This is a genomic window from Enterobacter sp. PL_is514, from assembly GCF_055816715.1.
Genome location: NZ_JBVPGN010000030.1, coordinates 204,891 through 224,781, shown reverse-complemented (window position 1 = coordinate 224,781; position 19,891 = coordinate 204,891). Strand labels below are relative to the sequence as shown.

The 19,891-nt window shown below is 57.6% G+C and carries 15 protein-coding genes; 7 read left to right on the top strand and 8 right to left on the bottom strand.

Features of this window, described 5'->3' with window-relative positions; all coding sequences use genetic code 11:
* Nucleotides 1-93 precede the first annotated feature (93 nt).
* From ypfJ to ypfH, 3 genes are all read left to right on the top strand, one after another.
* Complete coding sequence (gene ypfJ / locus AC0TNG_RS10330; RefSeq protein ID WP_023308754.1) at nucleotides 94-963, top strand: KPN_02809 family neutral zinc metallopeptidase; 870 nt, start codon at nucleotides 94-96, stop codon at nucleotides 961-963.
* A complete protein-coding gene (locus tag AC0TNG_RS10325; RefSeq protein WP_473713454.1) occupies nucleotides 963-2,909 on the top strand; it encodes a tRNA(Met) cytidine acetyltransferase TmcA in 1,947 nt (648 codons plus the stop codon). Before ypfJ ends, AC0TNG_RS10325 begins: the two co-directional genes overlap by 1 nt.
* Nucleotides 2,910-2,982: 73 nt before the next feature.
* Nucleotides 2,983-3,678, top strand: coding sequence for an esterase (gene ypfH / locus AC0TNG_RS10320; protein ID WP_024907569.1), 696 nt, complete (start codon nucleotides 2,983-2,985; stop codon nucleotides 3,676-3,678).
* 38 nt (nucleotides 3,679-3,716) lie between these two features.
* Here the strand turns inward: ypfH and AC0TNG_RS10315 are convergent, their stop codons facing one another.
* From AC0TNG_RS10315 to AC0TNG_RS10305, 3 genes are read right to left on the bottom strand one after another with little or no spacing between them, the layout of a single operon-like run.
* Nucleotides 3,717-3,914 carry a YpfN family protein gene (locus AC0TNG_RS10315; RefSeq protein ID WP_014171111.1) on the bottom strand — a complete coding sequence of 66 codons (198 nt, stop codon included), beginning with the start codon at nucleotides 3,912-3,914 and terminating at the stop codon, nucleotides 3,717-3,719.
* Between the two features lie 24 nt (nucleotides 3,915-3,938).
* On the bottom strand, nucleotides 3,939-5,066 hold the full coding sequence (gene dapE, locus AC0TNG_RS10310) for a succinyl-diaminopimelate desuccinylase (protein ID WP_370883406.1): 1,128 nt from the start codon (nucleotides 5,064-5,066) through the stop codon (nucleotides 3,939-3,941).
* Nucleotides 5,067-5,076: 10 nt separating this feature from the next.
* The gene (locus AC0TNG_RS10305; protein WP_032646769.1) at nucleotides 5,077-5,427 is read right to left on the bottom strand and encodes an ArsC family reductase; all 351 of its coding nucleotides are present in this window, start codon (nucleotides 5,425-5,427) and stop codon (nucleotides 5,077-5,079) included.
* A 387-nt stretch (nucleotides 5,428-5,814) separates the two neighbouring features.
* Here AC0TNG_RS10305 and ypfM point away from each other — a divergent pair, with 387 nt between their 5' ends.
* The gene (ypfM, locus tag AC0TNG_RS10300) at nucleotides 5,815-5,874 is read left to right on the top strand and encodes a protein YpfM (protein ID WP_015572204.1); all 60 of its coding nucleotides are present in this window, start codon (nucleotides 5,815-5,817) and stop codon (nucleotides 5,872-5,874) included.
* Between the two features lie 109 nt (nucleotides 5,875-5,983).
* On the opposite strand, the gene acrD is transcribed toward ypfM, so the two are convergent.
* Nucleotides 5,984-9,097 (bottom strand): multidrug efflux RND transporter permease AcrD, encoded by a 3,114-nt coding sequence (gene acrD, locus AC0TNG_RS10295; RefSeq protein WP_024907572.1) that lies wholly within the window; start codon nucleotides 9,095-9,097, stop codon nucleotides 5,984-5,986.
* Between the two features lie 142 nt (nucleotides 9,098-9,239).
* Entirely contained in the window at nucleotides 9,240-10,934 is a 1,695-nt protein-coding gene (gene narQ / locus AC0TNG_RS10290; RefSeq protein WP_473713453.1) for a nitrate/nitrite two-component system sensor histidine kinase NarQ, read from the bottom strand.
* 152 nt (nucleotides 10,935-11,086) lie between these two features.
* On the opposite strand from narQ, the gene aegA reads away from it, so the two are divergent.
* The 3 genes from aegA to AC0TNG_RS10275 all read left to right on the top strand — a co-directional run bounded on the left by aegA (nucleotide 11,087) and on the right by AC0TNG_RS10275 (nucleotide 14,868).
* Nucleotides 11,087-13,063, top strand: a complete 1,977-nt coding sequence (aegA, locus tag AC0TNG_RS10285; protein WP_473713452.1) for a formate-dependent uric acid utilization protein AegA — start codon at nucleotides 11,087-11,089, stop codon at nucleotides 13,061-13,063.
* A 66-nt stretch (nucleotides 13,064-13,129) separates the two neighbouring features.
* The gene (gene nudK / locus AC0TNG_RS10280; RefSeq protein WP_024907575.1) at nucleotides 13,130-13,723 is read left to right on the top strand and encodes a GDP-mannose pyrophosphatase NudK; all 594 of its coding nucleotides are present in this window, start codon (nucleotides 13,130-13,132) and stop codon (nucleotides 13,721-13,723) included.
* A gap of 101 nt (nucleotides 13,724-13,824) precedes the next feature.
* Nucleotides 13,825-14,868, top strand: a complete 1,044-nt coding sequence (locus AC0TNG_RS10275) for a DUF1176 domain-containing protein (protein ID WP_473713477.1) — start codon at nucleotides 13,825-13,827, stop codon at nucleotides 14,866-14,868.
* A gap of 53 nt (nucleotides 14,869-14,921) precedes the next feature.
* On the opposite strand, the gene ygjK is transcribed toward AC0TNG_RS10275, so the two are convergent.
* From ygjK to AC0TNG_RS10260, 3 genes are read right to left on the bottom strand one after another with little or no spacing between them, the layout of a single operon-like run.
* Entirely contained in the window at nucleotides 14,922-17,267 is a 2,346-nt protein-coding gene (gene ygjK, locus AC0TNG_RS10270) for an alpha-glucosidase (RefSeq protein ID WP_473713450.1), read from the bottom strand.
* A 14-nt stretch (nucleotides 17,268-17,281) separates the two neighbouring features.
* Nucleotides 17,282-18,340 (bottom strand): protein YgjJ, encoded by a 1,059-nt coding sequence (gene ygjJ / locus AC0TNG_RS10265; RefSeq protein WP_290093592.1) that lies wholly within the window; start codon nucleotides 18,338-18,340, stop codon nucleotides 17,282-17,284.
* Nucleotides 18,341-18,378: 38 nt separating this feature from the next.
* Nucleotides 18,379-19,815, bottom strand: coding sequence for an amino acid permease (locus AC0TNG_RS10260; RefSeq protein WP_473713449.1), 1,437 nt, complete (start codon nucleotides 19,813-19,815; stop codon nucleotides 18,379-18,381).
* Between the last annotated feature and the right edge of the window lie 76 nt (nucleotides 19,816-19,891).

Here is a 19,891-nt window from a genome sequence, read left to right as displayed (position 1 = left end):
ATCCTTTGGCGTCTTACCTTTGTTTCCTATGGTAATCTTGCCGTTAACCGCCTACGATCATAGCTATTATAAATGGAATAGTTCGAGGTGGTTATGCGCTGGCAAGGGCGTCGTGAAAGTGACAATGTAGAAGACAGACGCAGTGATGGTGGCGGCGGTCCTTCCATGGGGGGGCCCGGCTTCCGGTTACCCAGCGGCAAGGGCGGCATCATCCTGCTGATTGTGGTGTTAGTCGCGGGTTACTACGGCGTTGACCTCACCGGGTTGATGACCGGTCAGCCGCTGCAACAGCAGCAGCATTCTCAGCGCTCCATCAGCCCGAATGAAGATGAAGCGGCCAAATTTACCTCCGTTATTCTCGCCACAACAGAAGACACCTGGAGTCAGCTGTTTGAGAAAATGGGGCGTACCTACCAGCAGCCGAAGCTGGTGATGTACCGGGGGGCAACCCGCACCGGATGCGGCACCGGACAGTCCGTGATGGGGCCGTTCTACTGCCCGGCAGACGGTACCGTCTATATCGATCTCTCTTTTTACGATGACATGAAACGCAAGCTTGGTGCCGACGGTGATTTTGCCCAGGGCTACGTGATCGCGCATGAGGTTGGCCATCACGTGCAAAAGCTGCTGGGGATTGAGCCAAAAGTACGCCAGCTGCAGCAAAATGCGTCTCAGGCAGAAGTGAACCGCCTGTCCGTCAAAATGGAGCTGCAGGCGGACTGCTTCGCGGGCGTCTGGGGTCACAGCATGCAGCAGCAGGGCGTGCTGGAATCCGGCGATCTTGAGGAGGCGCTGAATGCCGCTCAGGCGATCGGTGACGACCGTCTTCAGCAGCAGAGCCAGGGGCGCGTCGTACCGGACAGCTTCACTCACGGTACCTCTCAGCAGCGCTACAGCTGGTTTAAACGCGGTTTCGACAGCGGCGACCCGGCGCAGTGTAATACCTTCGGCAAAGCGATGTAATGCTGGCGTTTGATCAGCTGATACGCGAGCTTGAGCGCACCGGCCATCGTCGGCTGGTGGTGCTCAGCGGTGAGGCGCAGTGGACGTTAAGCCAGGCGGTTGCCCTGCGTGACGCCTTGCCCGGAGACTGGGTTAGGCTTGACGAACATCCTTCAAAAGCCATCAGCGGCCTGCTGGGACGCGAGTTCCGGCATGCCGTTTTTGACGCCAGCACCGGGTTTGATGTCGCCGCGTTTGCCGCCCTTAGTGGAACGCTGAGCGCCGGAAGCCTTCTGGTGCTGCGGGTTCCGCCGCTTGCTGACTGGGCCGACAGGCCTGACAGCGATTCGTTGCGCTGGAGCGACAGCGCGGAGCCGATCGCCACTCCACACTTTGTGCACCACTTCTGCCGGACGCTTGCCGCCGATTCGGATGCGATTGTCTGGCATCAGCATCGTCCCTTGTCCGTTCCCGTTGCGCCGGATTTACCCGCCTGGCAGCCTGCCAGCGGCGCACCGCAGCGCGAGCAGGCGGAGATCCTCGACGTGCTTCTGACCATGCCTGCGGGCATTGCAGCCGTAACGGCACCGCGCGGACGCGGAAAGTCAGCGCTGGCGGGGATGCTGCTCAGTCGCATTCAGGGGAGTGCGGTGGTCACTGCACCGGCTAAAGGGGCAACGGATATCATTGCGCGCTTTGCGGGCGAGCATTTCCACTTTATGGCTCCGGACGCGCTGCTGGCCTCTTCACATCAGGCTGACTGGCTGATTGTCGATGAAGCGGCTGCGATCCCTGGTCCGCTGCTGGAGAAGCTGGTGACGCGTTTTCCGCGCGTAGTGTTAACCACCACGGTCCAGGGCTATGAGGGGACGGGCAGGGGATTCCTGCTGAAGTTCTGCGCTCGTTTCAGTGGATTGCGGCATTATGCCTTATCGACCCCCATTCGCTGGGCTGCCGGATGCCCGCTTGAGCGATTCGTGGCGAATGCACTGTTATTTGATGATGCGCTTATCGATCGCAAACCGGAAGGCGACGTGCGTATAACGCCGCTGGCGCCGCGGATGTGGGAGAGTGACCCGACACGCGTGGCAAGCGTTTATGAACTGCTGTGTGCTGCACACTACCGTACTTCACCGCTCGATTTACGCCGGATGATGGACGCGCCCGGCCAGCACTTTGCTGTTGCCGGAACGGAGGCAGAGATTGCCGGCGCGCTCTGGCTGGTGGAAGAGGGCGGGTTGTCCCCTGAGCTTAGCCGCGCCGTGTGGGCGGGATACCGGCGTCCACGCGGGAATCTCGTGGCGCAGTCGCTGGCGGCGCACGGCGGATCGCCACTCGCGGCGACGCTGAAAGGGCGACGGGTTAGCCGCATTGCGGTTCACCCCCTGCGCCAGCGGGAAGGCATCGGGCGAAGTCTTATCCGTAGCGCCAGCGGGGAAGACTATCTGTCGGTGAGTTTTGGTTATACCGACGAGCTGTGGCATTTCTGGCATCAATGTGGGTTTGTGCTGGTGCGGATGGGGAGCCATCGGGAAGCCAGCAGCGGCTGCTACACGGCGATGGCGCTGCTGCCGCTGAGCGACGCCGGGCGTCAGCTGTGCGCGCAGGAACATCAGCGTTTGTGCCGGGATATGCGCGTCCTGTCGGCCCGGAACGGTGAAAAGATCCCGGTGGAAGACGGCTGGGAAGCTACCCTTAATAGTGACGACTGGCTGGAGCTGGCGGGGTTTGCGTTTGCCCATCGAGCGTTTTCAACCTCGGTTGCCGCGCTGACGCGGTTGTTGCTCACCATTGATATGCCGCTTCCGGCCCTGCGGGGGAAAATGGCAGGGAAAGCGGATGAGGTCGGGCGAAAAGCGTTGCTGGCAAAGCTGCGCAGTGAAACCGCGCAAGCGCTTGAAAGCCTTGATTATCCGCGCTGCCAGCGGTTGAAGGAAGCCATTTTGCAATGGCAATTTTTTCAATGACTTCTTCAGTAAAGTGGCATGGTCATTCCCGCCGGGAGGCGTAGAATCCAGGTCATCTATTAAGGAGACCACCATGAAACACGACCATTTTGTTGTTCAAAGCCCTGACAAACCGGCTAAACAGTTACTGCTTCTGTTTCATGGTGTTGGCGATAATGCCGTCAATATGGGTCAGATTGGCAGCTGGTTTGCGCCCGTTTTCCCCGACGCGCTGATTGTCAGCATCGGTGGCGTTGAGCCATGCGGTCCGAACGGACGCCAGTGGTTCTCGGTTCAGGGCGTGACGGAAGAGAACCGTCAGGCGCGCATCGATGCCATCATGCCCACCTTTATCGATATCGTCCGCTACTGGCAACAGCAGAGCGGCGTGGGTGCCGACGCGACCGCGTTGATTGGCTTCTCACAGGGGTCAATCATGTCGCTGGAAAGCGTTAAAGCGCAGCCGGGTCTGGTTTCACGGGTAATCGCGTTTAACGGCCGTTTTGCGACGTTACCGACAAGCGCAACCACGCAGACCACGATCCACTTAATCCACGGCGGTGAAGACCGGGTGATCGAGCTCTCGCATGCGGTTGCTGCCCAGGAAGCGTTGATTCGCGAAGGTGGGGATGTGACGCTGGATATCGTTGACGATCTGGGCCACGCCATAGACGACCGCAGCATGCAGTTCGCGCTCGATCGTTTGCGCTATACCGTACCGAAGCACTACTTTGATGAAGCGCTCAGCGGCGGTAAGCCGGATAATGATGATATTGTTGAGTTTATGTGAGGTTATCCCCTCTCCACAGGAGAGGGGATACAGACCGATTACTTCTTCTGGTCTTTCTTCGGCCAGTCGTCGTCATCGTCCCACTTGTCGTTGAAATCACGGTGCGGGGGAAGATCCGGTTTGTTGGCGAGAAATTTTTTATGGTCAACGCGCTTAAGGTCTTTAATCACGTTAAGCAATACGCCAACCAAAAAAACCAACACCAGAATCCACCAGTACTTTGAAAGCCAATCCATTCGCTATTCCTCTCAGAGCGTTCGTCAGGCGACGATTTGCTCCATAATACGTTGATACATACGGGCCAGCAGTTGCAAATCTGCCGCATTGACACACTCATTTATTTTATGAATGGTTGCGTTTACTGGCCCCAGTTCGACAACCTGGGCGCCCATACGGGCGATAAAGCGTCCGTCTGAAGTGCCACCCGTTGTCAGCAGCTGTGGCTTAATTTCATTATAGTGCTCGATGGCGTTCACCACCGCATCCACCAGCTTACCGCGCTGCGTCAGGAACGGCTGGCCGGAAAGCCACCACTCCACGGTGTAGCGCAGCTGATATTTTTCCAGCAGGGCGATAACGCGCGCCTTGATCATCTCATCGGTTAGTTCGGTGCTGAAGCGGAAGTTAAACTGGACGAAGTAATCACCCGGGATCACGTTGTTGCTGCCGGTCCCGGCCTTGACGTTCGCAATCTGCATGCTGGTTGGTGGGAAGAATTCGTTGCCTTTATCCCACTCGATGCCCACCAGCTCGTTCAGCATCGGCGCAGCGCGATGTACCGGGTTATCGGCCAGATGCGGATACGCGACGTGCCCCTGAACGCCGTGAATGGTCAGGTTACAGGTCAGCGAGCCACGGCGCCCGTTTTTGACGACATCACCCACCACTTCGGTGCTGGACGGCTCACCGACCAGGCAGTAGTCGAGACGCTCGTTGCGCGCCATCAGCGCTTCAACGACCTTCACGGTACCGTTGTGCGCGCTGGCTTCTTCGTCGGAGGTGACCAAAAACGCGAGACGGTTTTTGTGGTTCGGATGCTGCGCCACAAAGCGTTCTGCCGCCACGACCATCGCCGCCAGAGAGCCTTTCATGTCTGCCGCGCCGCGACCAAACAGCATGCCATCGCGAATGGTCGGCTCAAACGGCGGGTTAATCCAGCGATCCGCATCACCTGCAGGAACGACGTCAGTATGCCCGGCAAAGGCCAGCGTTTCGCCCTGGCCGCGCCACGCCCAGAAGTTCTGGGTATCGCCAAAATCCATGTGTTCAACGGTAAAACCGATGGCACGCAGGCGTTCAATCATAAGAGCCTGACAACCTGCGTCGTCCGGGCTAAGGGAAGGACGGCGAATAAGCTGCTGAGTCAGCTCAATGACCGGGCATGACATAAACTACACCTCAACGAAAAAAGTCGGAATAAAGGGTTTCACTGAAACCCAGCAGCATAGGCTGCCCTGGCGCGCAGAGCAATGGGCGTTTGATAATTGCCGGCATCTCGAGCATCAGTTTTGCCGCGCTGTCGGCATCGTTGATGCTGGCGCGCAGAGAGTCGTCCAGTTTACGCCAGGTGGTACCGCGGGTGTTCAGCAGGGCTTCCCAGCCCAGTTCGCGAATAGCGCTATGCAGAAATTCTGCATCGAGCCCATCGGCACGGTAATCGTGGAAGCGGTACTCCACGCTGTTTGCTTCCAGCCAGCGGCGGGCTTTTTTGATGGTGTCGCAATTTTTAATGCCGTACATCACAACCATGGTGAATCCTTTTGATGTTCTGATAATTAAATGTTCAGTAAATTCGAAGATATATCCTTAAGTGGAATATAACACATTCAGGAATCGTCTGGATTAATGTGTCTTCTTAATTCGACTCACAACTGTACGCTGAATATTCTTTCATCATTTAAGCATAGATGTCCATAAACTTTAAAAACCCAATAAAGTCAGCCAATAAAATAAAACTCACCCGTCCGTAGGGTTATTTCAAAATATTGCTGGCCGTCACAAAAAATTGAGGTCTCTCCGTTCATATTTATCATAAATCCCCGCGGGACGTGGGGTACAATCACAGCAATTGGTTAAATAGTCTTCACAATGATGGTACGTTTTTGTAGAATGCGCATAATAATAAGAGAGGTTGTTATGATTGAACGTGAACTGGGGAACTGGAAAGATTTTATCGAAGGCATGCTTCGTAAATGACATTCAGTAAGAATTGCAAGAGCACTAAAATAAGTAAAATAACCATAGTGTGAATTAATCACACAATAAAAAGGCGGCCGATAAAGCCGCCTTTTTTTATTTCAACCACTTACTCAGGACGTTCCTTCAGCGGGAAGCGGCGACGCACCAGCACAAAGAACAGCGGAACGAAGTAAATGGCCAGAATGGTGGCCGAAATCATGCCGCCCATCACCCCGGTCCCGACCGCATGCTGGCTGCTGGAGCCCGCGCCCGTGCTGGTTGCCATTGGCAGAACACCAAAGACAAACGCCAGCGACGTCATCAGGATCGGACGCAGGCGCTGACGGCAGGCGTGCAGCGTAGCGGCCATCAGCTCGTGGCCTTTGGCATTCATCTCGTTGGCAAACTCAACGATCAGAATGGCGTTTTTCGCCGACAGCCCAATAACGGTGAGCAGGCCCACCTGGAAGTAGACATCGTTCTCCAGGCCGCGCATCCAGGTCGCCAGCAGCGCACCGATAACCCCAAGGGGCACCACCAGCATGACCGAGAACGGGACCGACCAGCTCTCATACAGTGCGGCAAGGCAGAGGAAGACCACCAGCAGAGAGAGCGCATAAAGCGCAGGGGCCTGCGCCCCGGAGAGACGCTCCTGGTAAGACATGGCCGTCCACTCGAGACCAAAACCGGCGGGCAGCTGCTGCACCAGTTTTTCCATGGTGTCCATGGCAGTACCGGTACTGACGCCCGGCGCGGCTTCCCCGACGATTTCAACCGCAGAATAGCCGTTATAGCGCTCCAGGCGCGGCGAGCCGCTCTCCCAGTGCGAATTAGCAAAGGCGGAGAACGGCACCATGCCGCCAGCATTATTTCTGACAAACCAGCGGTTTATATCGTCCGGCAGCATGCGGAACGGCGCGGCGGACTGGACATACACTTTTTTCACGCGGCCGCGGTCCATAAAGTCATTCACATAGCTCGAGCCCCACGCCGTCTGCAGGGTGTCATTGATATCGTTGATCGAGACGCCCAGCGCCTGTGCCTTACGCTGATCGATATCCACCTGGAGCTGCGGACTATCATCAAGACCGTTATGGCGAACGCGGGTCAGGCCCGGATCGTTGCCCGCCAGCGCTAGCAGCTTATCGCGTGCCGCCATCAGCGCCGTGTGGCCCGCCCCGGCGTGATCCTGCAGCTCCATATCGAAACCGGCAGAACTGCCCAGCCCGCTTATCGCCGGCGGACTGCTGGCAAAGACGCGCGCCTCTTTGATGTGCGCAAAGGCTTTAGTCGCACGTTCAATGATGGCAAATGACGTTCCCGTTCTGGTATCGCGCTCGTCCCAGTCCTTCAGGCGGACGAACATGCGGGCGACGTTCTGCCCGTTCCCGCCCGGACCGGAGCCGACGGTAGAGAAGACCGACACCACGTTATCTTTCTCTTTGGTGAAGAAGTATTGTTCCACTTTCTGGACCACTTTCAGCGTCTGCTGCTGCGTTGCGCCGCTCGGAAGCTGCACCGAGGTGGTGAACATCCCCCGGTCTTCCATCGGCAGGAACGAGGTGGGCAGGTGCAGGAACAGCCAGACCATGCCGCCCAGCAGCACAACGTAAATCATCATCCAGCGCAGGCTGCGGTGCAGTACGCGACCGACGGCAGATTCATACCGCGCGGCGTTGCGGTTGAACATCCGGTTAAACCAGCCGAAGAAGCCTTTCTGACCGTGATGCTCCCCTTTGTGCAGCGGTTTCAGAATGGTGGCGCACAGCGCGGGGGTGAGGATCAGCGCCACCAGCACGGAGAGCACCATCGCCGAGACGATGGTTATCGAGAACTGACGGTAAATCGCCCCGGTAGTGCCGCCAAAGAAGGCCATCGGGATAAAGACGGCCGACAGCACCATCGCAATACCGACTAACGCCCCCTGAATTTGCCCCATGGATTTGCGCGTCGCCTGGCGCGGAGTGAGTCCTTCTTCGCTCATGATGCGCTCGACGTTTTCAACCACCACGATGGCATCATCCACCAGAAGGCCAATCGCCAGCACCATGGCAAACATCGTCAGGGTATTAATGCTGTACCCGAACGCGTATAGCACCGCAAAGGTCCCCAGCAGCACCACCGGGACGGCAATGGTGGGGATCAGCGTCGCGCGGAAGTTTTGCAGGAACAGGTACATGACCAGGAACACCAGCGCGATGGCTTCCAGCAGGGTCTTCACCACGTCCTCAATCGACGCTTTAACGAAGGAGGTGGTTTCATAGGCGACTTTATACTCCAGCCCGTGCGGGAAATACTGCGACAGCTCGTCCAGACGATCTAACACCAGTTTCGCCGTCGCCATTTCGTTCGCGCCGGAGGCCAGTTTAATCCCCAGGCCAGAGGCCTGATTGCCGTTAAAGCGGCTCAGGTAGTCGTATTTCTCCGCCCCCATTTCCACCGTGGCGACATCGCCCAGACGCACTTCCGACCCGTCCTGATTCACGCGCAGGGTGATGTTGCGGAACTGGTCCGGCGTCTGCAGCAGAGATTGCGAATTGATGGTGGCGTTCAGGGCTTGCTTATCAACGGAAGGCGTTCCCCCCAGTTGCCCCACGGCAATCTGGGCGTTCTGGGCTTTAATGGCATCCGTCACGTCGGTTGCCGTCATCTGGTAGCTGTTCAGCTTGTTGGGATCGAGCCAGATACGCATCGAGTATTGTGAGCCGTAGGCGTCGATATCTCCGACGCCGTTAATCCGGCTGATAGGATCCTGAATATTACTGGCGACGTAGTCCGCGATGTCCTGTTTATCCATCGAGCCATCTGTCGAGACAAAGGCGATGGTCAATATGTTGGTATCACCGGTTTTACGCACGGTCACGCCCTGGTTCTGCACCGCCTGGGGCAGCTTGCGCATGGCCGACTGCAGCTGGTTTTGGACCTGCTGTACCGCTTCGTCCGGATCGGTACCCGCCTTAAAGCTCAGGGTCACCGTCGCCTGACCCGTGGCGCTACTTTGCGAGGACATGTACATCAGGTTATCCAGACCCGTCATGTTCTGCTCGATAACCTGCGTCACGGTATTTTCCAGCGTTTGTGCCGACGCGCCGGGGTAGTTGGCGGTGACGCGCACGTTCGGCGGTGCCAGGTCGGGGTATTGCTCAACGGGAAGTGAAGTAATCGCCAGGACACCTGTCAGACACAACAGGATGGCAAGCACCCAGGCAAAAATGGGGCGATCGATGAAGAAATTCGCCATGAAAGTGTGACCTCGTTTTGCTGCACGTCATTATTGTTTATTGCCCGCATAACTTTAGCGGTAAGGGCAAGGTCAAACGTGGAGAAATAAAGGAGATAATGTAAATTATCATGCGCTTTTCCCTGCGCTTGCCCCTTTACCGTTATTTACCTGTTAACGGCGTGGGCACCGGGAACGTCACGCTGACCAGCGTGCCGCCGTTTTGCGGCTGTGAAAAGTGTAGTGTTCCCCCAAGCCGTTGCGCGCGTTCACGCATAATGTTCAGCCCGTAGTGTCCCGGCGGCTCGCTGGCCTCGCCAATTCCGATCCCGTTGTCACGAATGCTGACGCAGTGCGTACCGTCCGCTGCCGTCAAGCAGTTCACCGCGATTTCGCTGGCCTGCGCGTGCTTAATGGCGTTCAGCACGGCCTCACGCACGATCTGTAAAAGATGCACCTGCTTTTGCGCGTCCAGCGCCAGCGAGGAGAGGCGACAGTCGAGATGCAGCTTAGCCTGCGTCTGGCTCTGCAGGACGTCGAGGGACTCCTGTAGAGCCGCGGGTAAATTCGCGTGGTTCAGCGTCAGGCGGAAGGTAGTGAGCAGTTCGCGCAGCTGCTGCCAGGCGTTGTTCAGCTCGCGGGAGAAGTCGGAGATGATGGTCTGCGCCGGAGTATTTTCCTCCGGCACGGCGCGTTTGAGCAGCGCAAGCTGAATGCGCAGATACGACAGCACCTGCGCCAGCGAATCGTGCAGCTCGCGGGCGATGGTGGCGCGCTCTTCCATCAGCAGCAACTGCTGGTAATGTTTTTGCGCCTGGTTAAAGTACAGCCCGCGCCCGAGCATGGTCGCCACGCTTCTCATCAGCGGAAGGGGGACGCTGTCCGTTTCGCTTTGCCAGCGCAGCTCCCCGTAAAGGGTGTCCTGCATCAGTACCGGCAGGTTTTGTAGAGGGATCCCCCTGGACTCCTTCCCTTCACACAGTCGCCAGTCGTCGCTGGTGCGCAGCTCCAGATAATTCATCTGCGTATAGTCATGGACAATCTGCAGGATATGCCGGAAACAGTGGCTGTCTATCTGGCCGGTATTCAGCGCCTGCGAGCACTTGAACAGCATGTCGAGCTGCTGGTGGGCTTCGTGCAGGTGCCGCGTTTTTTCCGCGACCGAAGCCTCAAGCGAACGGTAGAGCGTATCTAATTCGGCGGACATGTGGTTGAAGGCGCGGGAGAGCTGGCCCAGCTCATTCGGCAGGGCGGAATCCGGCGCCGGAGTTGCAAATTCCCCGCGCTCAACCCGTTCGCTGGCCGCCACCAGATTGTTAAGCGGCAGCACCACCTGGCGACGGATGCGTCGCAGGGTAAACAGCGTCAGCAGCAGGATCCCGAGAGCGCCTGCCAGGGAAAGCAGGGTCACCGTCTGAATTTTATGTTCGGTGTAGTGCTGAAGGGCGAGCACAAAGGCATCAATGCGGCCGACAAAATCTTCAATATTGCGTTGATACCACGCGCTGTCGCCGCGGGCGATGCGTGCATCCATCTCCTGCCAGGCCACGTGCAGCTGCTGGTAGCGTGCTTTAACATTGTCCGGGACGTACCAGCGGTCCAGCTTCTGCAGGGCAGGCGCGCCGAGCGTCTGTTGCCAGCTCTCGCGATGTGCCGCAAGGGAAGGGCTGTTGCGCTGCATCTCGTAGCCCAGACGATAGCTCTGCATGCGCAGCGAGCCGGCGATATTGATGGCTTCGGCGTCACGCTGGCTGCTGGCCAGCGTCAGCAGCGCGAAGGTGCTGGTCAGCACGGATAAGGCAATGATCGAAAAGAAAGCCCAGGCAAGGCTTCCGGAAACGGGTCGTTTAACGGTCACAGAACGGCTCTCTGAATAAAATTGATCTGCCACAGGTTCACTGGAAATAATTGGGCATTCCGGGCATTTGAACATTGCCCGATCGCGCCGTGATGCGTAAATACCATACTCTTATAAAGAGAAAGGTTATTGAACCAAAAACAGGTGTGGTTATGAATCGTTTTATTATGGCTAACAGCCAGCAGTGCATTGGGTGTCGCGCCTGCGAAGTGGCCTGCGTGATGGCGCACAACGATGAGCAGCATGTCCTGAGCGAGCGCCATTTTCATCCCCGTATTACGGTCCTGAGATCCGGTGAGAAGAGCAGCCCCGTGACCTGTCATCATTGTGAAAATGCTCCCTGCGCGCAAAGCTGCCCGAACGGTGCCATCAGCAAATGCGATGACAGCGTACAGGTGAATCAACAAAAATGCATCGGCTGTAAGGCCTGCGTGGTGGCCTGCCCGTTTGGCACGATGGAGATTATCGTCACCCCGCTCGACAACGGCAGCGTGAAGGCCTCGGCGAATAAATGCGATCTCTGTCTGACGCGGCCACACGGCCCGGCCTGTATCGAAAATTGCCCGGCAGATGTCCTCTCACTGGCGACGCCGGCTGTCCTTGATCATCTGGCGAAATCGCGCCGACAGCGCACGGCCTGCCTGGAGGCGCAGCCCTGGCATGCTGAGGTCGTCGGAGAAGATGCTCCGCGCACCAAACTGCAGCAGATGCAGGGGACGGCGCCACGCGGCGAGCCCGATAAACTGGCTGCCGCCGAACGCGTAAGCCATTTTAACGAAATTTACCTGCCGTTCCGGGACGGGCAGGCCGCCCGCGAGGCGTCGCGCTGCCTGAAATGCGGAGAGCACAGCATTTGCGAATGGACCTGCCCGCTGCATAACCACATCCCACAGTGGATTGAGCGCCTCAACGCGGGGGATATCGCCGGCGCGGTCGAGCTTTCTCATCAGACCAACTGTTTACCTGAAATTACCGGCCGCGTCTGCCCGCAGGACCGATTATGCGAAGGGGCCTGCGCAATACGTGAAGAGGCGGGATCCGTGACCATCGGTAACATCGAGCGCTATATCTCCGATCGGGCGCTGGCGATGGGCTGGCGGCCGGATATGTCCGCCGTCACACCGACAGATAAACGTGTCGCGATTGTCGGCGCGGGACCTGCCGGGCTGGCGTGCGCCGACGTGCTGGCGCGTCGCGGCGTGAGCGTGACGGTCTATGACCGGCATCCGGAAATCGGTGGATTGCTGACCTTTGGCATCCCGGCATTCAAGCTGGACAAATCGCTGCTCGCGCGGCGCAGAGAGATATTTACCGCGATGGGGATCCGCTTCGAGCTGAACTGCGAGGTGGGCCAGGACGTGTCGATGTCGCAGTTAAAGCACGATTACGACGCCCTGTTTATTGGCGTGGGAACCTATCGTTCGATGAAGGCGGGTATCCCGCATGAAGACGCGCCAGGGGTCTATGACGCGCTGCCTTTCCTGGTGGGCAACACGCGGCATGTTATGGGGCTGGAGGCGACGGCCAGCGAACCGTTCATCGACACCCATGGCTTAAACGTGGTGGTGCTTGGCGGGGGCGATACCGCCATGGACTGCGTCCGCACCGCGTTACGCCACGGTGCGGCGAAGGTGACCTGCGCCTATCGTCGGGATGAGGCCAACATGCCGGGCTCGAAGAAAGAGGTGAAGAACGCCAGAGAAGAGGGCGCGGCGTTTGAATTTAACGTCCAGCCGGTTGAGCTGACGCTGGATCCGAACGGTAAGGTCAACGGTATCCGGATGCTGCGTACCGAGCTCGGAGAGCCGGATGCGCAGGGACGGCGGCGACCGGTTCCCGTGGCGGGCAGTGAGTTCGTGATGGCCGCGGATGCAGTCATCATGGCGTTTGGTTTTAACCCGCACGCGATGCCGTGGCTGCAGGCGCAGGGTGTCGAAACGGATGACTGGGGGCGGATCGTTGCCTCCGTCGAGAGCCGTTACCGTTACCAGACGACTAACCCGCAGATCTTCGCCGGGGGCGATGCGGTACGCGGCGCGGATCTGGTGGTGACCGCCATGGCGGAAGGCCGCCATGCGGCGCAAGGGATACTCGACTGGCTGGGGGTTAACGCGCCAGAACATCATTAAACCGGCGGGCGACAAAGCGGGATTCACGGCGTAGTATAGGACGACTCATTGTGTTGTGGAGCCCGTATGACCCTGAAAATTGACGTTATCAAAGACAAAATTCTCTCTGAAAACTACTTTGTCCTGCGTAACATCACCTATGACCTTACGCGTAACAACGGTGAAGTGATCCGCCACAAACGCGAGGTCTATGACCGCGGCAATGGAGCAACTATTCTGCTCTATAACCGTGAAAAGCGGAGCGTGGTGCTGATCCGCCAGTTCAGGGTGGCGACATGGGTCAATGGCAACCCCGACGGACGTCTGATTGAAACCTGCGCGGGCCTGCTCGATGATGATGAGCCGGAAGTTTGTATCCGCAAAGAGGCCGTAGAAGAAACCGGCTTCGAAGTGGGCGAGGTCAAAAAGGTCTTCGAGCTGTTTATGTCGCCCGGCGGCGTGACGGAAATCGTCCATTTCTTCATCGCGGAATACAGCGACGCGCAGCGCACTCACCGGGGCGGTGGGGTCGAGGATGAAGATATCGAAGTGCTGGAGCTTCCTTTTTCCCGAGCGCTGGAGATGGTGCGAACAGGGGAAATCAGGGATGGTAAGGCGGTGATATTACTGCAGTATTTACAGACTACCGGGCTGATGAATACCCCTTTCGAACGGATATAGTCTGTTTTTCGGGTATATCTGATAAATCCGATTGAGCAACCCCGGCGGGAACACGAAGATACTGCCCAGTTATGCGTTTTCGTTCCGGGATTGTGTCATTCATGCGCTACAGCGTCTTTTTATTTTCCCTGTTTTGGTTGCTCCTCGCGCCGCAGGTGCGGGCTGCACCCGCGCAGCAAGCCTTTTCTGACTGGCAGGTGACCTGCAATAACCAGAACTTTTGCCTTGCCCGCAACACGGGCGAACATCGTGGTCTGGTCATGACGCTCACCCGAAGCGCCGGGGCGAAAACGGATGCCACGCTGCGTATCGATCTCGGCGGTCTTGATACGCCATCCGTTAAAGAGCCTGAGATTGCTCCCCGCCTGCTGCTGGATAACGTTCCTCTGAAGCTCGACAAACAGCGCTGGCAGCTCACGCCCTGGCATCTGAAAACAGACGATGCGGCCACCATCACCACCTTTCTGAAAAACATCCAGGAAGGGAAGGCCCTGACCCTGCGCGGCGGTAAGCAGGTCATTTCACTGAGCGGTCTGAAAGCCGCGCTGCTGTTCATTGATGCGCAGCAAAAGCGCGTCGGCAGCGAAACCGCGTGGATCAAGAAAGGTGACGATCCGCCGTTAAGCGTTCCGCCTGCACCCGCCTTAAAAAAGGTGGCGGTCGTCAACCCGACCCCGACGCCACTCTCCCACGCCGAACTGAACGACCTGCTGGACTATGGTACCGGACGGATGAACAGCAGCCAGTGCTCGCTGGATCCTAACCGCCGGGAAGTGCGCGTCACCGCGTTAACCGATGACAAAGCGCTGCTGATCGTCAGCTGCGAGGCGGGGGCCTATAACACGGTTGATCTGGCGTGGCTGGTATCACGTAAAAAACCGTTCACCGCCCGCAGCGTCAGGCTGCGTCTGCCGTTTACGCCGTCAAGCGACGGCAGTGAGATGGAGTTGATGAACGCCAGCTTCAATGAGAAGACGCGCGAGCTGACAACGCTCGCGCTGGGACGCGGTATGGGCGATTGTGGGATCCAGACGCGCTGGCGTTTCGACGGCCAGCGTTTCCGCCTGGTGCGCTACGCCGAGGAGCCCAGCTGCGACAACTGGAATGGGCCAGATGCCTGGCCCACGCTGTGGATCACGCGGTAGCTTTTCTGCCGGGTAAGCGCCAGCGCCACCCGGCAAAGCAGACCGCACCCTCGTTACTGTTTACGGAAAAAGTCGTTATACAACATGTAAAGATGCGCCGCGCTCCATGAGAAGTTAGGCGAGCCCTGCTGCGCGCCGGTCAGCGGGTTGTAGTTTTCCTGAATCGGGCCGTCGGACGTTAACCCCTTCGCGTGCTTAAAGAAGTTTTCTGCCAGCGTTTGAGCCTGCTCCCGGTAGCCATAGCGTTCCATCCCTTTCAGCCCAAACCAGAACTGGTCGACCCACACCCGGCCTCGCCAGTAGATATCCGGACCAAAGGCCGGGTTGGTTAGCGCGGCAGTCCCGAGCGGCACATACGTGTTGAACTCTTTCGGATCCAGCATCACCTTTACCACGGCATCCGCATGCGCCTGCGTTGCCGCACCGTTAAACAGCGGCGACCAGCCTTCCGGTCCTTTACCGCGCTCGACGATAGGCTTGCCCGCACAGCCGTTCGCCAGCGGTTTATCCTCGATACGGATGTCATAGTAAAAACCGCTCTTCGCGTCGAACATGCAGGTATTGATGTAGGTCGCGAGCTTATCCGCCAGCTGGCGGTAGCGGCTGGCCTCCTGCTCTTTACCCAGCAGGCTCGCCATCTGCGCCAGATAGTGATTGTCGCTGTACATGTAGCTCGCCTGGTCGACGGACTCCTGCAGCAGCGAATAGCCCAGCAGCTTGCCCTCATTATCGCGATTTTCAGCAAACTTCACCGTCCAGTCGCTGCGCTTGCCGCCGTTTTCGACGTAGTTATCCAGCTGGGCTTTATCGATAAAACCGAATACGGCGGCGTCATCGCGGCCTGATTCCCACGAGGCCGCAACCTGCGCCGGGATCTCCAGACTGTCGTAATGGCCCTTGTCGATCACCCGGGCATAGTTGTTCAGGCCGGAAAGCGATTCCTCTTTATCACCTTTTTTGACCGTAAAGAGCATCTCCCCGCTGGCGGTGTTATGGGCTTTGTCACGCGTCGCGCCGTACTCCGGCACGCCGTTGCCGTTATGGTCGCGGTTGCGCAGCCACCAGTCGTGATAGGCCACCAGTTTAGGGTACATTTCTGCCAGCCAGGCTTTATCCTGCGTGGTGTTATATACCTCCATCACCGACCACGCTGCCAGGCTCGGTTTAGTATTGCGCTCATTCCAGTTGCCGCCGTCGCCGCCGCGTTCCGGGCTCAGGTTCCAGGCGATGAGATCCGGCACAAAGCCGGCATCCTGCGGGCGTACCGGATCGTCGGGTTTGATTTGCCAGGAGAAGACCGCGCGAATGTTCTCTTTGGCGATATCCGGGTTGAAATGCGACATGGCAAACGCCTGTTTCCAGGTATCCCACGGCCAGGTCTGGTTGCCGGAGAACCACCGTCCGGTGACGGATGGCGTCACCGTGTTATAGCGTACCGCGCCGCCCGGCGAGCGCCAGTTGCCGTTCAGCGTTTCGATGGCCTTCACCGCCACGCGGGTTTGCTCTGGCGTGGCGTTAGGGTTAGTTAACCCTTTCTGCAAATAGCCCTCCCAGCGCTGCTGCGAGGCCGTCATATAAGCGGCCGGGCGCGCCAGAATATCGCGGATCTGCACCTGCTCGCGCTTCACCTCATCGGCATTCAGCAGATGGGAGTAGGTGGTATACAGCGTGGTGCTGCCGGTAATGTGTGCCCGGCTGGTAAAGCGATGCCCGTCGACGGTGGTCTCGACGGGGAGGGATTTATGCACCTGATATTCGGAACTGCCGGAGGTCAGCAGATCCCAGATGGAGCGCACTTTGCCAAAGGTCACTTTCAGGCCGTCACGGGTGGGGACCAGCCTGCGCTGATAGTCCGGATACGCGCCGTCGATGGTCTTATCCGACAGCGGTTTGCCCTCTTTGGCCTCCAGCTTCTCCAGCAGTTCGCCGTCCCACACCAGTTCCAGCGGTGCCTTGCTGGTGATGCGGGTCTCCAGCAGCGAGGTGCGCGCGGTGGCAAAGCGCAGCGTCATCACGATCTGCACATCTTTCGCGCTCAGCTTTTGCACCAGCGCGCCGGGAAGGCTGTAAGCCTCAAGGGTAAAATCGATTTTTTTGCCGTTCTGATACACATTCAGGCGATCGAAATTGGTCGCCATAAAGTTGATGTACTCTTCGGTGAGCAGCGCTACGCCGGGAAATCCTCCCTGGGTCTGCGGCCCGTTCGGCAGCAAATGACCATGCCAGGCACCCAGATCGAAAAAGGGATTAAACCGCTGGTGGTCGTCAGCGTCGAAATCGTGCATGTATTCCGGCGCACCGGTACGGTTGATGACGTTTTTAAAATCAGCAGGAGCGGTGGCGTGAGCCGAAAAGCTGAGCGCCAGCGCGCAGGCCAGCGGTGTAAGGCTGAGTTTCATATTGGAAGATCCTTTTACCAGTAGACGTATTGCATCAGGAAGACCTGGTCGCTCGGGTCGCCGGAGGCATTTTGCATATAGAAACGGCTGTCGGCTGCGGTGGCAAAGCGTCCACCGCCGTACTCATACCAGATGCCGAACTGCATAAATGAGGTCGTTTCATCGGCGGCATTGTCCGGGCGATGCTTTGCGTAGCTGTAAGCGGTGGAGAGATAGACGCCTTTTAACGCTTCAACCATGGCGCTGACCATATAGCCGGTTTCAGTCCCGGAGACGTCCTTGCCGCTGGCGCGTCCGGTGTGATGCCAGGCACGCGCTGCAAGGTTGGGCGACAGAATGCCGGTCAGAAACAGTTGTCCCGTGCCGTCGGTGACCTCAAGTCCGTTCATCCAGGTGACATCTTTGACGATGTCATACTGGATATAGCCGTTCGCCATCGCCGGATAGGTATACTTATCGTCATAGCGATCGTATTTACCAAAATGCAGCCAGGCTTTGCTCTCGTCATGGTGCCCCGCAGGCGTGGCGGTGACGCTGTAGCGCAGGTTCCCGGAGAGGTTTTGTACCTTGAGCGCGTACATAATGTCGCGAGTGTTGGGGATCACGTAGCCCAGATCGGGCGTGAAATCTCCCCACCACTGCAGGTCATCAAGGGAGGAGTCCTGACGCAGGCTGAGCATGATCTCGGTGTTGCCGTCGGTTTTGTAGCCGCCGTAAAAGCGGTTAAGCCCACCTTCGAATCCGCCCCAGCTGTGGTCGGGCACCCAGGCGTTCCCCTGATGGTCAGCCTGTACGGTCCAGCCCTCGCCGTAAATCAGGCCGAACCAGTGCCCGTATTTCATTTCCAGACCACTCTCAATGTAGGTGCCGTCACTGTATTTATGTTTATTCTGACCTTCTAAATCCATATATCCGCCAACCCCCAGCTCGCCATAAAAACGAAACGACGGAGAGGTGATTTCCGGAGTTCGGGTATCGTCATGTTCAGCGGGTCGGGCTTCTTCTGCGGCAAATGCCGGGCAGCAGAAAGAGAGGGCAGCGAGTGCCCCAATTGTTTTCTCTTTAATTTTCATGCACTCATCCCAGTGAAAAAATATCCATGCCTTCAGCGTTAGTGAAGATTTGAGGCAGGTGACGCTTCTGTTTGTTGTTGTTCTTTTGATAATCCCTTGACGTATTTGCTGTATTTCCACCAGGCAAATCCGAGGAATAACACAATGCCACCGACGTTATAGAAAATAATCGTCAGAATATTGGCACCGGTGGGGAAAGTTGAGGCCACAAAGCCGATGGCAAAAATCACAATCAGCATCGACACCACCACCATGCCCGTGGTGCGTGAGCCCATTTTGAAGTCGCGCGGGAGATGATCGAGCTTACGGCGCAGATTCAGGTAGGCCAGCATAATGAACAGCGGCGGTAACATTGACGCGGCCGCGGTCATATTAATGACGGTATTCATCAGCTCCTGCGCGGTGTTCGACCCCATGGTTGGGATAATCATGAGCGGAATGACGATCAGATACTGGATCCACGCCGCCCGCGCCGGTACGCCGTTCTCGTTCAGCGCCACGGTTTTTGGCCCAAAGATGCCGCTTGGGATCTCAGAGAAGAAGATTTTGACCGGGGTTGCCGTCCACATCAGCAGGGAGCCGAACATTGCGGTAAAGGAGACCATGCCGACGAAGCGGTTCATCAGCACTTCCGGCAGGCCAAACCATACCGCCAGGCCGTGGAACACCTGTACCGAACCACCGGTGAATTTCAGCTCTTTGCTGCTGATAAAGACGTTAATCAGCACCGAGGAGATGGAGTAGAGCACGCCGATGAAAATCCCCGCCAGAATGATCACCCTGACAAAGGATTTTGACCCGCCCTTCACGTCGTTAACGTATACCGCAACGGACTCTGCGCCCCCGGCGGCCATAAATATCCAGGTGGTGATGCCGAGGAAGGCCCAGTTGAAGTTGGGGATCATTGCGTCAACGGTAATCGGGTCGGCTGGCTGCACGCCGCCCACCAGCGCCGCGCCGGCCAGAAGAATATAGGAGAGGGTCAACAGCAGCATGAGCGTTGAGGTCACCGACGTGATCGGCCCCAGCATCTTCGCCCCGTTGGTGGACACCCAGGTCGAGAAGGCGAACAGCACCATGCTCAGTACCGTGGTGGCAAACGGCGTAAGAATGTACTCATAGCCCAAAAAGGCGTAAGAGGCGTAGGCGATGACGCGGGGTAATAACGAGGTAAAGAAGAACAGGTTCACGAACCAGTAGGTGTAGGCGGTAATAAACGCCCAGCGCCCGCCCAGCGAGCTTTTCACCCAGGCGTACACGCCCGCTTCGGAGTTTTTATTCAGGGAGACAAACTCCGCGATGATTAAGCAGAAAGGAATAAAGTAGAACAGGGTGGCTAAAAAGAACATCGGCGCGGAGGCCAGCCCCAGCTCGATGTTGTTATTAATCACGTTGTTAAAACTGAATACGGCGGCAAACGTCAGCGACAGCAGGCCGAATTTGCCGATGGTATTACGCTTGGTAGTTTCAGACATAATATATCTCCGGGTACGAGGAGGATAGATACCCGTCATACTTCAAGTTGCAGATGCGTTGGCTGCACTCGCTCAC

Excerpts from the sequence above, each read along its gene's own strand:
- ygjK (WP_473713450.1), bottom strand. The coding sequence starts at position 17,267 with ATGAAACTCAGCCTTACACCGCTGGCCTGCGCGCTGGCGCTCAGCTTT.
- ypfJ (WP_023308754.1), top strand. The coding sequence starts at position 94 with ATGCGCTGGCAAGGGCGTCGTGAAAGTGACAATGTAGAAGACAGACGC.
- ypfH (WP_024907569.1), top strand. The coding sequence starts at position 2,983 with ATGAAACACGACCATTTTGTTGTTCAAAGCCCTGACAAACCGGCTAAA.
- AC0TNG_RS10260 (WP_473713449.1), bottom strand. The coding sequence starts at position 19,815 with ATGTCTGAAACTACCAAGCGTAATACCATCGGCAAATTCGGCCTGCTG.
- acrD (WP_024907572.1), bottom strand. The coding sequence starts at position 9,097 with ATGGCGAATTTCTTCATCGATCGCCCCATTTTTGCCTGGGTGCTTGCC.
- AC0TNG_RS10325 (WP_473713454.1), top strand. The coding sequence starts at position 963 with ATGCTGGCGTTTGATCAGCTGATACGCGAGCTTGAGCGCACCGGCCAT.
- ygjJ (WP_290093592.1), bottom strand. The coding sequence starts at position 18,340 with ATGAAAATTAAAGAGAAAACAATTGGGGCACTCGCTGCCCTCTCTTTC.
- dapE (WP_370883406.1), bottom strand. The coding sequence starts at position 5,066 with ATGTCATGCCCGGTCATTGAGCTGACTCAGCAGCTTATTCGCCGTCCT.
- AC0TNG_RS10305 (WP_032646769.1), bottom strand. The coding sequence starts at position 5,427 with ATGGTTGTGATGTACGGCATTAAAAATTGCGACACCATCAAAAAAGCC.
- AC0TNG_RS10315 (WP_014171111.1), bottom strand. The coding sequence starts at position 3,914 with ATGGATTGGCTTTCAAAGTACTGGTGGATTCTGGTGTTGGTTTTTTTG.
- aegA (WP_473713452.1), top strand. The coding sequence starts at position 11,087 with ATGAATCGTTTTATTATGGCTAACAGCCAGCAGTGCATTGGGTGTCGC.
- nudK (WP_024907575.1), top strand. The coding sequence starts at position 13,130 with ATGACCCTGAAAATTGACGTTATCAAAGACAAAATTCTCTCTGAAAAC.
- AC0TNG_RS10275 (WP_473713477.1), top strand. The coding sequence starts at position 13,825 with ATGCGCTACAGCGTCTTTTTATTTTCCCTGTTTTGGTTGCTCCTCGCG.